Annotated in this window: 14 protein-coding genes; 5 read left to right on the top strand and 9 right to left on the bottom strand. The window is 45.0% G+C overall.

Annotation, left to right across the window (positions count from 1 at the left end; all coding sequences use genetic code 11):
- Positions 1-161 precede the first annotated feature (161 nt).
- Complete coding sequence (locus OCU46_RS13755) at positions 162-1,037, top strand: acyltransferase (protein ID WP_141273307.1); 876 nt, start codon at positions 162-164, stop codon at positions 1,035-1,037.
- 30 nt (positions 1,038-1,067) lie between these two features.
- On the opposite strand, the gene OCU46_RS13750 is transcribed toward OCU46_RS13755, so the two are convergent.
- The 4 genes from OCU46_RS13750 to OCU46_RS13735 form a co-directional block, all read right to left on the bottom strand.
- Positions 1,068-1,670, bottom strand: a complete 603-nt coding sequence (locus tag OCU46_RS13750; protein WP_141273305.1) for a thiol:disulfide interchange protein DsbA/DsbL — start codon at positions 1,668-1,670, stop codon at positions 1,068-1,070.
- Between the two features lie 34 nt (positions 1,671-1,704).
- A complete protein-coding gene (locus tag OCU46_RS13745; RefSeq protein ID WP_141273303.1) occupies positions 1,705-2,691 on the bottom strand; it encodes a serine/threonine protein kinase in 987 nt (328 codons plus the stop codon).
- Positions 2,692-2,763: 72 nt separating this feature from the next.
- Positions 2,764-4,182: a cytochrome c oxidase accessory protein CcoG gene (gene ccoG, locus OCU46_RS13740; RefSeq protein WP_141273301.1), complete on the bottom strand. Its 1,419-nt coding sequence runs from the start codon at positions 4,180-4,182 to the stop codon at positions 2,764-2,766.
- Positions 4,183-4,361: 179 nt separating this feature from the next.
- The gene (locus tag OCU46_RS13735; protein WP_017243439.1) at positions 4,362-4,628 is read right to left on the bottom strand and encodes a YihD family protein; all 267 of its coding nucleotides are present in this window, start codon (positions 4,626-4,628) and stop codon (positions 4,362-4,364) included.
- Positions 4,629-5,124: 496 nt separating this feature from the next.
- Between OCU46_RS13735 and OCU46_RS13730 the strand changes: the two genes are divergently transcribed.
- On the top strand, positions 5,125-5,931 hold the full coding sequence (locus OCU46_RS13730; protein ID WP_141273299.1) for a sporulation protein: 807 nt from the start codon (positions 5,125-5,127) through the stop codon (positions 5,929-5,931).
- On the opposite strand, the gene OCU46_RS13725 is transcribed toward OCU46_RS13730, so the two are convergent.
- Genes OCU46_RS13725 through def form a run of 5 tightly spaced genes read right to left on the bottom strand, consistent with a single transcriptional unit; the run spans position 5,928 to position 11,608 of the window.
- Positions 5,928-7,373, bottom strand: a complete 1,446-nt coding sequence (locus tag OCU46_RS13725; RefSeq protein ID WP_141273297.1) for a TrkH family potassium uptake protein — start codon at positions 7,371-7,373, stop codon at positions 5,928-5,930. The genes OCU46_RS13730 and OCU46_RS13725 overlap by 4 nt on opposite strands.
- 12 nt (positions 7,374-7,385) lie before the next feature.
- Positions 7,386-8,762, bottom strand: a complete 1,377-nt coding sequence (trkA, locus tag OCU46_RS13720) for a Trk system potassium transporter TrkA (protein WP_017029768.1) — start codon at positions 8,760-8,762, stop codon at positions 7,386-7,388.
- A 27-nt stretch (positions 8,763-8,789) separates the two neighbouring features.
- Positions 8,790-10,079 (bottom strand): 16S rRNA (cytosine(967)-C(5))-methyltransferase RsmB, encoded by a 1,290-nt coding sequence (gene rsmB / locus OCU46_RS13715; protein WP_141273295.1) that lies wholly within the window; start codon positions 10,077-10,079, stop codon positions 8,790-8,792.
- 55 nt (positions 10,080-10,134) lie between these two features.
- Complete coding sequence (gene fmt / locus OCU46_RS13710) at positions 10,135-11,082, bottom strand: methionyl-tRNA formyltransferase (protein ID WP_141273293.1); 948 nt, start codon at positions 11,080-11,082, stop codon at positions 10,135-10,137.
- A gap of 13 nt (positions 11,083-11,095) precedes the next feature.
- Positions 11,096-11,608, bottom strand: coding sequence for a peptide deformylase (def, locus tag OCU46_RS13705; RefSeq protein WP_141273291.1), 513 nt, complete (start codon positions 11,606-11,608; stop codon positions 11,096-11,098).
- A 109-nt stretch (positions 11,609-11,717) separates the two neighbouring features.
- Between def and dprA the strand changes: the two genes are divergently transcribed.
- From dprA to OCU46_RS13690, 3 genes are read left to right on the top strand one after another with little or no spacing between them, the layout of a single operon-like run.
- On the top strand, positions 11,718-12,848 hold the full coding sequence (gene dprA, locus OCU46_RS13700; RefSeq protein ID WP_141273289.1) for a DNA-processing protein DprA: 1,131 nt from the start codon (positions 11,718-11,720) through the stop codon (positions 12,846-12,848).
- 2 nt (positions 12,849-12,850) lie between these two features.
- A complete protein-coding gene (locus tag OCU46_RS13695) occupies positions 12,851-13,324 on the top strand; it encodes a DUF494 family protein (protein WP_102321649.1) in 474 nt (157 codons plus the stop codon).
- Between the two features lie 7 nt (positions 13,325-13,331).
- Positions 13,332-13,886 (top strand): DNA topoisomerase family protein, encoded by a 555-nt coding sequence (locus tag OCU46_RS13690; protein ID WP_141273287.1) that lies wholly within the window; start codon positions 13,332-13,334, stop codon positions 13,884-13,886.
- Positions 13,887-13,929 lie beyond the last annotated feature (43 nt).

The raw sequence follows: 13,929 nt of genomic DNA, 5'->3' as shown, positions 1-13,929 counted from the left end.
ATCAATTGCTTATGCCTGATTTACTAATGGGTTTTGCTGTTTTGGAAATGTTTGGAGATAAAAAACAAATCCGACCATAGCGCCAGTTATTTAAATCAATGGCATAGCTAGTATAATTAGCCATCACTTTAGTTCTGGTATTTGATTTTAGTTTCACGGTTATGCTCGGTTATCTCATTCTTGTCATAAATGCCTCGTTGGTCATTCTCAATACCGCTCTCAGCTCCATTGCCATCTGCATACTCGCGCTGATCCGAGCTTTAGTGCCGATCTCATCGGTAAAGCAATTCACATCACATTATGCCAATAGGGTGATGTGGCTTTGGGCCACGGTTAATGCCCTGATCTTATCTCTGTCTAACAAAGTGGATTGGCAGGTGGAAGGATTAGATGGGCTGAATTACCACGGCTGGTATTTGATGCTCAGTAATCATCGTAGCTGGACTGATATAGTGGTTCTGTGTTGCGTGTTTAAAGATCGTATTCCCATGCCTAAGTTTTTTCTTAAGCAGCAGCTCCTTTACGTGCCGTTCTTGGGTATGGCTTGCTGGGCGTTAGATATGCCCTTTATGCGTCGCTATTCTCGAGAATACTTACTTAGGCATCCAGAGAAGCGGGGTAAGGACTTAGAAACTACTCGTCGCTCGTGCGAGAAATTTCAGCATATTCCAACTACTGTGGTGAATTATGTTGAGGGAACTCGATATCGCAGTAGCAGCCACAATCAAAGCAAATACAAGCACTTATTATTACCAAAAGCGGGCGGTATCGCTTATACCTTAGCCGCTATGGGCGAGCAGTTTGATAACATTATCGATGTTACCCTTGCTTATCCTGACAATGTTGAAAACCCATTTAAGGATATGTTGATGGGAAGAATGCAGCGCATCGTGGTAAAGGTAAACGTCTTGTCCGTTGATGATAAGGTGCTGGGTGACTACTTTGGGGATAAACAATTTAAGCGTCAGTTTCAGCTTTGGCTGGGAGACTTGTGGAAAGAGAAAGACAAACAGTTAGACAAGTTATACAGGGAATAAAAAAGGGGAGCGATTCGCTCCCCTTAATGATTATTTAAGCGTTAATAGGTAATTTACCAAGTCTGTTAAGTCTTTGGTTGATTTAATACCACCCATCTCAACAAGGTACTTGTTGTTAACTACAATCGCTGGAACACCGCGTAAGCCACTGTCTTTAAAGCTCTTGTCAAAGCGACGAACCATAGAATCTACAGCAAAGCCCTTGTAAGCAGCATCGAATTTCTTCGCATCAATGCCTTCATCTAGGAAGATTTGACGAAGCTCATCTTCGTTGCGAGGTGCTGCGTTTAGATCATGAATGCGGCTGAACATCACAGGGACCATTTGGTCTTCTACCTTTAGAGCCACCATAGTCGCGTAGGCTTTGCTCATAGGTAGACCCATGTTGCCACCCATGAATGAAACATGAGACTTTTGGAACTTAGCGTTAGAAGGTAATGACGCCTTTAGAGAATTCATGATCGGCTCAAACTGATGACAGTGTGGGCAATAGAAAGAGAAGAACTCGTTTACTGTTGGAGTCGATGATGCTGGTAGATCAAGAACCTTGTAGTGTTGGCCTTCGCTAAACTGTGCTGCGTGCGCAGATAGGGTTAAAAACATGGTTGCCACCAAGGCAATCAACTTCTTCATTTGGATACTCCTTCAATAAATAATCTGTTGGTTTTTACCAACTAGGTGTAAGAGACAATGGAGGCTCTTGTAGTGCAGCCAATTGCTCTTTAATCGCCAATACCTGACCTTCCCAGTATTTTGCATCATTAAACCATGGGAATGCCACAGGGAAAGCAGGATCTTGCCATCTTTTTGCTAACCAAGACATGTAATGTATTAGACGTAGACCGCGCAAAGGTTCGATCAGTTTCAATTGATTGACATCAAAATCGCAAAATTCTTGATACCCCTCTAAAACAATATCCAACTGGAGCAGTTTCTCATGTCGGTCACCGTTCAACAGCATCCATAAATCCTGTATTGCAGGTCCATTTCTAGCATCGTCCAAATCCACAAACATAGGACCATCACGCCAAAGTATGTTTCCTGGATGGCAGTCACCATGTAAACGGATAGGCGTATAGTCTGTTTGCCACTGTTCTTCGATGGCAGAGATCAATAACTGCATGTCCTGAAAAAAAGCGGACTCAATGTGTGCTGGGATAAATTGGCTTTGTTTAAGTATATCGCGAGATTGATAGAGGTATTCCTCGAGGCCCATCGTTGGTCGGTGTTTAAATGTAGGCAATCCCTCACTAACTTTATGAATTCTGCCCAAGAATCGGCCTACCATTTCCAGTTGGTCGTAGTTATCGACTTCAAACTGACGCCCGCCAACACTTTCAAATAGGGTGAATAGATAGCCTTCATGGTGATGGAGGGTTTTTCCATCAATGATTACGGGTGGCGCAATAGGTATTTCATGGTCAAGCAGTGAAAGCGTAAAGTCGTGCTCTTCTTGAATCTGTTGCTCGCTCCAGCGTTGTGGGCGGTAAAATTTCACCACATAGCGCTTCTTTTCTTCGTCGACAAACTGATACACCCGGTTCTCATAGCTATTGAGTGCTAGGAAGCCGGATTCAGCGCGAACGCCGATACTGGCCAATGCATACCACATAAAATCAGGAGTCAGAGCGTCAAAATTGAATAAAGAGTTCATAGTAGAGGTGTCAGTGACCAATAAAAAAGAGGGTTATACCGCAGTATAACCCTCTGATTACATTAATTCTTGTTAAAGCTGTTTGATGAAGCGACTTTCAACTTCGATGGAGAAGCCGTGCTGATCCTCTAGCTCAAATTGAATCGTTGTAACAGAAGAGCTCAATTGCTCAGGATCTACACCGAGACTGATTGGCAGGTTAAATACCTCACCTGGGGAGACGTTGATAGTTTGACGTCCATACCATTCAACATCTGTCAGCCCTGAAACATCAAGATTGTAGCTCTGTGTCTGCTGAGTTTTGTTGATGATCTTTAGGGTATAGGTGTTCTCTATAAAGCCATCACTGTTGGTTCGATAGAGTTGGGTTCGATCCCTGATCACGCTGAGTCCGGCTGGTTCTACAGAAGCAACCTGCATGATGAAAAATCCGAACATCAGAATCATTACCAAACCATAGCCAATCAATTTTGGTCTCATGATCTTGGTGTGAGTGCCTTCTAGCTTGTGCTCAGTCGTGTAGCTGATTAGTCCTTTAGGATATTTCATGCGCTCCATAGTGACATCACATGCATCGATACAAGCGCCGCAGTTGATACACTCGTATTGCAAACCATCACGAATATCGATACCTGTAGGGCAGACTTGAACACATAAATTACAGTCAATACAGTCGCCTAGGCCGAGATCGCTAGGGTTTGCTTTGCGTGAACGAGGGCCTCTGTCTTCACCACGCTTTTTGTCATAGCCAACAATAAAGGTGTCTTTATCGAACATAGCGGATTGGAATCGAGCGTAGGGACACATGTGGATACAAACAATGGAGCGCATCCATCCTGCATTGGCGTAGGTACATACCGCAAAGAACAATACCCAAAAGTAAGTCCAGAACGTGGCATCGAGAGTGAAGAAATCGCGCCATAATTCATTGGTAGGAACAAAGTAGCCAACGAAGGTGAGACCCGTGAGCAGTGCAATGGTGAACCAAGCAAGATGCTTGAGCGTTTTGCGAAGTGCTAGCGCTGCAGTGAGCGGTTGCGAGTCTTGTTTTTTCCGTTTGTTTGCTGCGCCTTCTAGTTTTTCTTCAAACCATATATACATGAAGGTCCAAACGGTTTGAGGGCATAGATACCCACACCACACCCTTCCTAAAAAGGTAGTAATGAAAAACAGCCCAAACGCCGCAATCATGAATAATAGGGCCAGTAGGGTAAGGTCTTGCGGATAGAGGGTTGTGCCAAAGAAATTGAATTGCTGCTGCCCTATATCCAACAGAATAGCTTGTCGCTCTCCGTAAGGAATCCAAGGTACTAATGCGAACAGTAGTAATAAGAACCAAGCTCCATAGCGACGCAGTTTTTGAAATACGCCCTTGCTTGCTCTGACATAAATGCGATTACTTGGATTAAATCTATCCCCTTGGCTCTTATGTGCCTTAGGGTTGAATTCCTTTGCCGTGACATCTTTGATGTCGATACGATCCTTGCTCATTTTACTTTTCCAACCTAAACCTTGGGCGCAGTATATCGAACAATATGAAAATTAATTGTTACATGAGTTACAGAATAGATAGGGACTGATGAACTTTCAGGGATAGAGATGACAACGAGAGGGGTTGGGTTGAAGGAGAGGGATGGGTCAACAAAACCGTTTGCTGACCCAGCAGGCAGTTAGTCAATAATGCCACGCGCGCGAAGAAGCGCTGTTTTGAAGTCGTCTTCCTTGTCTTTGGCAAGACCTGGAATCTCTTCTTCTTGCTCACTGTTACGCATCTTTAGATGGTAGATAAGCACGTCATCAGTTAAGTCTTCTAGTTTACCTTCGTAGCTTGCTTCACTAGCAAGTTTAAGAATGAATTCAACTAGGTTTAGGTCTGGATCTTTTGCCCACTCTGGGTGCAGTAATTCAATTAATTCGTTTACGCGATGGCATTTCATGGTCTTCTCCATAGAACTCGAGATGTGCGCATAACTTAACAAAAAGGTCATAAAAAAGATAAGAAAAAAGCGCATCTGAAGGTTTCAAATGCGCTTTTTAGTACAGCGAGTAAGACTTTAAAAACAGGTTTCGCGGTATTAAATGAAACTTAGCTTTTTTGGTCCTCATCGGACTTCTGTTTTTTAGACGGAACAGGTGCAAAATAACTTCTGCGCTGTGCCACTCGACTGCTAGGTCGAGCAAACCTGACGGTTGTTGGAAACATACTTCACCAAATAGTCAGGCATATCCTTTGCCGTTATTACAGATACTCAACGAGTATCAATGAGATATCGTACCAGATAACCTTAGTCGCTGAACAATAAATGTTCTATTTTTTGATGGGAATAATTGCAGTGTTTTATTGAACTGGGATCAAAAAGAGTAGAAATGGTTTTGGTTATAGGGCGTTTTTGAGCCAGTATAAATAGAGTTGTATTGTTTAAGAGGTCAAGCATGTCATTTTTCAAAAAAACACTGGCTAGCTTAGGTATTGGCTCGGCAAAGGTTGATGCTGTTCTTCAGCAAGAAACATTAATCCCGGGTGATTCTGTTCGGGTAGTTATCCATGTTTATGGTGGTGCCACGGAGCAACATATTGATCATATCGACCTTAAGTTGTGCTGTCGTTATATCACTGAAAGAGAAGAGCGCCAGCCTCATAGTGAGGGGGCACTCAAGCGCCGCGTACCGCAAAACTATGTGCTGGATAAATGGGAGCTTCCATACTCATTTACGATTCACCCATCAGAAGAACGCACATTTGAAATTGAGCTCGCCGTTCCGTTCAATACGCCGCTAACGATTGGTGATTCTAAGGTGTGGCTGGAAACAGCTCTAGATATCGATCTTGCTATCGATCCTACTGATAAAGATATGCTGACGGTTCGCCCAGATCCGGTTATGGATAAGATTTTTTCTGAACTAGAAGAACTAGGGCTACGCATTCGTCAGGTTGAGTGCGAGGCGGCAAAAGGGTTTGAAATGCCCTTCGTACAAGAATTTGAATTTGTTCCGACGACTGGCTTATTCCACGGTACTTGGCGTGAGGTTGAAATTATTGCCTACCGGGATGAGCAACATCTGCAATTATGGTTTGAGATAGACCGCCAGAAGAAGGGCTTTGGTGGGCTTCTGTCAAACTTGCTAGGTTCCTCTGAACTTAATTGCTACCTGTCACTATCTAATGAGTTGACCAGTGAGCAGGCAGCACAGCAGGTTGTGGACTATCTAACGGATTTGTTTAGAGCCAAACAAGGCTAGCGTCTCCAAAAGGCAGGCAGAAACAGCACTAATATTGTCAATATCTCTAGGCGGCCGAGGAGCATACCAAAGCTCAGAAGCCACTTTGCTGCATCTGGTAGAGGTGCGAAATTCCCGGTTGGGCCTATCACTGAGCCCATGCCGGGCCCTACATTTGCTACGGCAGTAATGGCCCCTGATAGACTGGTGATCGCATCCAAATCCATGGCACTTAGACCTGCGGCAACCACAAGCACAGTGGCGAAGAACGTAAGGCTAAAAGCGACGATAGAGCGAATGATATCGTCGTTAACACGACGTTTGTTATAGCGCTGTACGAATACACCAGAAGGGTGAATAAGCTTCATCATCTGTATTTTTAGCAGGGTTAGGGCTATCTGGAAGCGGAAGACCTTAATACCACCTGCCGTGGAGCCAGAACAGGCGCCCATCATCAGAAGAAACGTAAACAGTACTGTGGTCAATGTGCCCCACGCAGTAAAGTCCTCCAATCCAAATCCAGTGGTTGTCAGTACTGAAACCACATTGAACATAGAGACCCTAAGGGCGTCACTGACTTCATAATGATCTCGCAGTACCAGCCATGCGGTGATAGCTAAACTGGCCACCATAAATAACTTAAAGAAACCAAGAACTTGAGCATCTTTGGTTAAGGCAGAGAGCGACTGTTTTCTGTAAGCCGCTACAAACAGCAAAAATGGCAATCCACCCAGAAACATAAACAAGGTAGAGAACCACTGCGCCTGATGAGAGAAGTGGTTCATTGATCCGTCAGAGGTTGAGTACCCGCCTGTAGAGATAGTGGTAAAGGCGTGATTGATCGCCTCAAACGGAGTCATCCCTGTTGCTACATAGCTACCAAAACAGGCCAGGGTCAGACCTAGATAAACAACCACGATATTTTTCGCGACGCTTTTTACTCGAGGTGAACTTTTATCTGACCAGTCTGAGGATTCCGTTTGGAAGAGGCGCATTCCCCCAACGTTTAGCATTGGTAAAATCGCCACACCCATCACAATAAAGCCAATACCACCAAGCCATTGTAATAATGAACGCCATAGCAGGATGCTGTGAGACATATCATCAAGGCCACTGAGCACGGTTGAACCTGTGGTGGTAATACCGGACATAGTTTCAAAGTAGGCATCAGTGAAGCTGATGTGGTTGATAAAAACAAAAGGTAAAGCAGCAAAGACAGTACTGACCACCCATACAAGGGTGGTCACTAGAAAAACATCTCTGACATTGAGTCTGAAGTGTTTAGTACGACCGAAGCTCAAGCAAATAAAGGAGGCTAAATGGGTGATAGCCACCGCTTGAGCAAATTCAACGAAACCGCTACCGGGATTAAAAATCGCTAAGATAGTAGGCGGATACATGAATAGCGCCAATTTTGATAGCACTAATCCAAGTACAAACAATATCGGGCGTACGTTTACCATAAGTCGTTAAACCTACAAGAAGAACGGACTTGGTTGGAACAAGGTTTCAACGTCAGGAACGTACTTTTTGTCGACCAAGAACATGACTACGTGGTCATCCTGCTCGATCATGGTTCTATCGTGGGCGATTAGCACTTCTTCACCACGTACAATAGCGCCAATGGTAGTGCCTGGTGGTAATTTAAGATCACCTACGGCTCTGCCTACAACCTTTGAGGTGTTTTCATCGCCATGTGCGATAGCCTCGATGGCTTCTGCTGCCCCGCGACGCAAAGAAGAGACATTAACAATATCAGCTCTACGAACATGGGTAAGCAGTGCAGAAATAGTCGCCTGCTGAGGGGAGATAGCAACGTCAATATCGCCACCCTGCACAAGGTCAACATAAGCTCCACGCTGAATCAACACCATTACCTTTCTAGCATTAAGGCTTTTTGCCAGCATGGCTGACATAATATTGGTTTCGTCTTCATTGGTTAAAGCGATGAACACGTCCATCTCTTCAATGTTTTCTTCGTACAGCAGTTCTTTATCTGCGGCATCACCACACAACACAATGGTGTTGTCTAGCTCTTCGGAGAGCATTTCTGCACGCTCAAGGCTACGCTCAATCAGTTTTACTGAGTAATTGCGCTCAAGGCGTTTTGCCAGTCCTGCACCAATGTTACCGCCACCAACGATCATGATTTTGCGGTATTGTTTTTCTAGTCGTTGCAATTCACTCATCACAGAGCGGATATCATTACTCGCTGCCACAAAGAACACCTCATCATCGGCTTCAATGATGGTGGTACCTTGAGGTCTAATGGCTCGTCCTTGGCGGAAAATAGCCGCTACGCGGGTATCGATGTGTGGCATGTGCTCGCGTAAAGCAGAAATAGCATTACCGACGAGTGGACCACCATAAAAGGCTTTAACGGCTACTAGGCTAACCTTCTCTTCGGCAAAGCTAACCACCTGCAGTGCCCCAGGATATTGAATAAGGCGTTCAATATAGCCTGTCACTAACTCTTCTGGAGCGATCAGGTGATCCACTGGGATGGCCCCTGATTTAAACAGAGAGTCTTTTTCTGCCAAGTATTCAGGTGAACGAATACGCGCAATTCTGTTGGGCGTATTGAATAAGGTAAAAGCCACTTGGCACGCAGCCATGTTGGTTTCATCGGCGTTAGTAACCGCCACCAACATGTCCGCATCTTGTGCGCCTGCCTCTCTTAGGGTGTCAGGGTGACTTGCAGCACCATTGACGACTCGCAGATCATACTTGTCCTGTAGTTCTCTCAGGCGACGACTATTGGTATCCACGATAGTGATATCATTATTTTCGCCAACCAGATTCTCTGCAAGAGTGCCGCCTACCTGACCAGCACCCAAGATTATGATTTTCATCGATTATTTCCCTATATACAGCAGGACTTAGTTTAATTTAGTTCGCTTTTGCAGAACCGCATAATAGAAGCCGTCCATATTGTGCTCTCCCGGCAAAATTTGTCGACCTGGGTTGCTCGGATCGCTGTCGATGAGTTCGGCGTCATCTGTGCGGGCTAAGAATGCCAGCACTTGCTCTTTGTTTTCAATCGGAGAGATGGAACATGTTGCGTAAACTAAGGTTCCGCCTTGTTTCAATTGTTGCCACATAGCATCCAAAATCTCACTTTGTAGTTGAGACAATGCAGGCAAATCATCGGCGCGTCTTAGCCATTTGATATCTGGGTGACGACGAATAACACCTATCGCTGAACACGGTGCGTCAAGTAGGATTCGGTCGAACTGCTCGCCTGTCCACCACTCTTCAGGGTAACGAGCATCAGCACAAAGTACTTTGGCATCAAGACCTAAGCGGTCGAGGTTTTGATAAACGCGATCAAGACGTTGTTCATCAGCGTCAATTGCCACAACTTGGCTATCTGTTGTGTTCTCTAGGATGTGAGCGGTTTTACCACCAGGAGCGGCACAGCAATCAAGAATCAATTCACCATCTTTTGGCTGTAGGTATTCCAGTGACAACTGCGCTGCCGCGTCTTGCACCGATACCCAGCCTTGATCGAATCCAGGAAGCTTGTTTACATCGCATGCTTTTAGCAGACGCAACGCATGGCGAGCTTGAGGATGAGTTTCGGCCTCAAGCTCTTCAGCTTCTAGCAGTTTTAGATATTCATCGCGAGTATGGTGTTTGCTGTTCACACGCAGCCACATAGGGGCTTTCGTGTTATTAGCTTCAACAATAGATTCCCAATCGTTCGGGTATGCCTCACGAAGTAGCTTTAGCAGCCAGCTTGGGTGTCCGTATTTACCAGCATCGTGCTTGACCGATAACCCATCGAGTCGCTGTTGGTTGCGCTGGTAGTTTCGTAGCACAGCATTGATTAAGCCTTTAAGCTTATGTCCCTTTAACGACTGACAGGCTTCAACGGTTTCAGCGACTGCGGCATGGTCTGCCGTGCGCATAAAGCTTAGTTGGTAGATACCCACTAACATCAAATGGTGGAACACACGTTGCTTACCTTTTAGAGGTTTTTCCATTAGTTCGTTAACTATGGTCTCTAATCTCGGTAGGTAGCGCAGGCAACCGTAGCAAATCTCTTGTAGAAGTGCGTGATCACGAGGTTTTAGGTTGGATTGTGCAGCAGGCAAAGCACTGGAGAGTGAGTACCCCTTGTCTACAACTTGAAACAGCACAGTGGCTGCGGCGGCGCGTACATTCATAGGTATTTCCTAACAAGAGTAAGGCTTGAGAACCTCAAGCCTTAGTAGTAGTTGTTTAAGCTAGTTGAGTTCCTACTGAGAACCAATCTGCTCGAGAGTTGAGTACGTCACCGACGGACATGGCTTTCTTTCCTGGAACCTGAATTTGTTCCAAAACTAAGCTGCCTTTTCCTGTCGCTATTTGAATACCCGTTTTATCTGCTTTGATGATGGTGCCAGCTTCTGTAGAACATGGGGCTGCATCAACACTTGCTTTCCATACCTTGATATTTTTATCGCCAATCGAGAAGTAGCTCATTGGCCAAGGGTTGAACGCGCGGATTTCACGCTCAAGTACGTTGGCATCTTTAGTCCAATCTAGCTGTGCTTCTTCTTTGCTGAGTTTCTTAGCGTAATTTGATAGCGCATCATCTTGCTTAACTGGAACAGCGGTTCCTTCTGCAATAGAGGAAAGGCACTCAACAAGCGCAACTGGGCCCAACTTAGCCAGTTTGTGATAAAGCGCAGCACTGGTATCTTCTGGTTCGATAGGCAGGGTAGCAATATGCAGCATATCGCCAGTGTCTAATCCGACATCCATCTGCATGATGGTAACGCCAGTCTCTGCATCTCCAGCCCAAATTGAGCGTTGAATTGGAGCGGCACCACGCCAGCGAGGAAGGATTGAACCATGAACATTAATACAGCCTAGTTTCGGAGTATCTAGAACTTGTTTAGGTAACAGTAGCCCGTAAGCCACGACGACCATGATGTCAGCATCAAGGTCAGCCAGTTGTTGTTTCGCCTCATCAGACTTGAAGTTTTCTGGCTGATAAACTGGAATGTTATGTTCGATAGCAAGGTTTTTAACAGGGCTTGCTGTTAGCTTTTTACCTCGGCCAGCAGGTTTATCAGGTGTTGAATAAACAGCGATAACCTCATGCTCCGAAGATAACAACGCCGACAAATGGTCGGCGGCGAAATCTGGAGTACCTGCAAATACGATCTTTAGTGCTTTGCTCAATGCAAACTCCTAGTTACTGGTTTTTCTCGTTGTAGCGCTTAATTTTCTCTAGCTTGTCTTTGATGCGCTTGCGTTTTAGCGGAGAGAGATAATCAACAAAAAGTTTACCCGCTAAGTGGTCAAGTTCATGCTGCACACAGATTGCTAGCAGATCATCAGCTTCGAACGTGAACTCTTCACCTTCTCGGTTCAAAGCCTTAACCGAGATTTCAGCTGCACGAGGAACTAGCGCGCGAGCACCTGGCACAGATAGACAACCTTCTTCGATTCCGTCTTCGCCACGCTTCTCTGTGATTTCTGGGTTAATAAGAATCAAAGGCTCGTCACGAGTCTCAGAAAGGTCAATCACGACGATTTGTTTATGTACGTCAACTTGTGTAGAAGCCAGGCCAATGCCTTCTTCTGCGTACATAGTCTCAATCATGTCATCGATGTGAGTTTGTAATTCTGGCGTAAAGTCCACAACCGGCTTAGCGACGGTGCGTAGACGATCATCTGGGAAGGTTAGTACGTTTAATAAAGACATAATCACTCAAAAAAGTTGAACTGCGCCGAAAGAATCTCAGCCATTTGTGACAATTTTAGTCATTTTGGTCTTCAAATAACAGCACCAATCCACTTCGATGAGATTCTCTATGACAGAACAACAGATCACAGCATGGCTTACGCTCTGTATGACGCCCCGTTTAAGTGGAGTTAGGCTACAGAAAATCCTTGAATATCTCTCTCCGCAAGAGCTGACATCTCTGTCAAAAAAAGAGCTACTTTCTCTTAAATTTACAGAATCACAGGTACGGTTTTTAACGGCCAAATCAAATCAAAGTGTCGATAAGTGCTTAGAGTGGGAGAATAAAGACGGTAACCACTTACTCATTGCAGAAGACAAAGAACAGTATCCCCAGTTGCTAAAGGAAATCCCTGGTTTTCCTCCGATACTGTTTGTACAAGGGGAGGTGGAAGCTCTGCGCTCGACTCAAGTTGGTGTCGTTGGTAGCCGAAATAGTACTCAAGATGGTTTGTACATTACTCGCCAGTTTTCATCCGAATTGACTCGCTTAGGGGTGACGATCACCAGTGGCCTAGCTTTGGGGGTAGATGGCCACGCACATCAAGCTTGCTTGGAGCAGAATGGCAAAACAATTGCCGTGTTGGGAAGCGGCTTTGATTTCTTGTACCCAAAGCAGCACCAGTCGTTAGCATTCAGAATTAAAGAAAATGGCGCCCTTGTCTCTGAATTCGCTCCTTTTTACCCGCCGAGAGCGTATAACTTTCCGAGGCGAAATCGAATCATCAGTGGGTTATCTGTTGGCGTGCTGGTGGTTGAGGCGGCGCAAAAAAGTGGTTCTTTAATAACGGCTCGTTTTGCTCTAGAACAAGGGCGTGATGTGTACGCTGTTCCAGGGTCGATACTTAATCCCAATGCAGCGGGATGCAATCAATTGCTTCGTGATGGAGCGGTATTAGTGAGAGATGCACGAGATATTGTTCATGAAATTAATGGCTTAGTTAACTGGTCTTCTACAATACAACAAGAGGCGACTTTATCTTCGCCGTTGTCAGTTAACAAGCAACAAGAAAGAGGGCAAACTGAGGCAGGAGATCAGCCAATACTAAATCTGTTGGGAGAGAGACCCGTGGCCGTTGATTTTTTGGCAGAAAGGACCCATTTACCCGTAAATCAGGTTATGATGCAGTTATTAGAGCTGGAGCTTCAAGGTATAGTGGCTTCAGTGGTTGGTGGTTACATTAGATTAAGGGGGAGCTGACTATGATGGATATTCTTATGTATCTGTTTGAGACGTACATTCATAGCGAGAGTGATTTGAACGTCAATCAAGATGAGCTTGAGCAAGAGCTCCTTCGTGCTGGCTTCCGCCAAGATGAGGTGTACAAAGCGCTAAATTGGTTGGAAGACTTAGCTGCCTTGCAAAGTGAAGATTCAAGTCAAAATATAGCGACCAGTTCAGCAACATCGATTCGCATCTATTCGGATCAAGAACAGCAGAGAATTGATACTCGTTGTCGAGGCTTTATTTTGTTCTTGGAGCAAATAGGCGTATTGAGTGCAGAATTGCGTGAGATGGTGATAGACCGCGTGATGGGGCTAGAAACTAACGATTTGCAGTTGGATGACCTGAAATGGATCATTTTGATGGTGCTGTTTAACGTGCCTGGCAATGAAAATGCTTACACGACGATGGAAGAGTTACTTTACTCAACAGATCACGGCATTTTGCATTAATTCCTATATGAACAAGATCAATAACCAACTTTTCTCTTCGGAAGGGCATGCTCTAGAACAGCTATGCCCAAATTGTGGCAACCCTTTGCAAATGCGCCATGGCAAACATGGTGCATTTCTAGGTTGTACTCAATATCCAGCTTGTGACTACATTAAGCCCTTGCACCAAGCGTCGGGGCAGATACTGAAACCTCTTGGTGTGCCTTGTCCAGATTGTGGCGATGAGCTTGTATTAAGGCAAGGTCGCTACGGGATGTTTATTGGTTGCTCCAGTTATCCAGAATGTCACTATATTGGCAGTATGGATGAACCAGAAGACCACAGTGTTGAGTCTTTTTCTTGTCCTGAGTGCAATAAGGGTCATTTAATTGAGAGGAAGTCGCGATTTGGCAAGGCATTTTATGCCTGTGACCAATATCCTAAGTGCAATTTCTCTATTAACAATGAGCCTAAACAAGGGACATGCCAAGAATGCGGCTTCAAGTTGCTGGTGGTTAAGAAGAGTGGTGAGAAAAGCAGTTTGCTGTGTGCAAGTCGTAAATGCCAGTGCAAACAGCAGTAAAGTCAGTAGTAATAAAAAAGGAGGCGTTAGCCTCCTTTTTGCA

Source organism: Vibrio comitans (assembly GCA_024346835.1).
GTDB lineage: Bacteria > Pseudomonadota > Gammaproteobacteria > Enterobacterales > Vibrionaceae > Vibrio > Vibrio comitans.
This window is presented reverse-complemented; position numbering and strand designations above follow the sequence as displayed.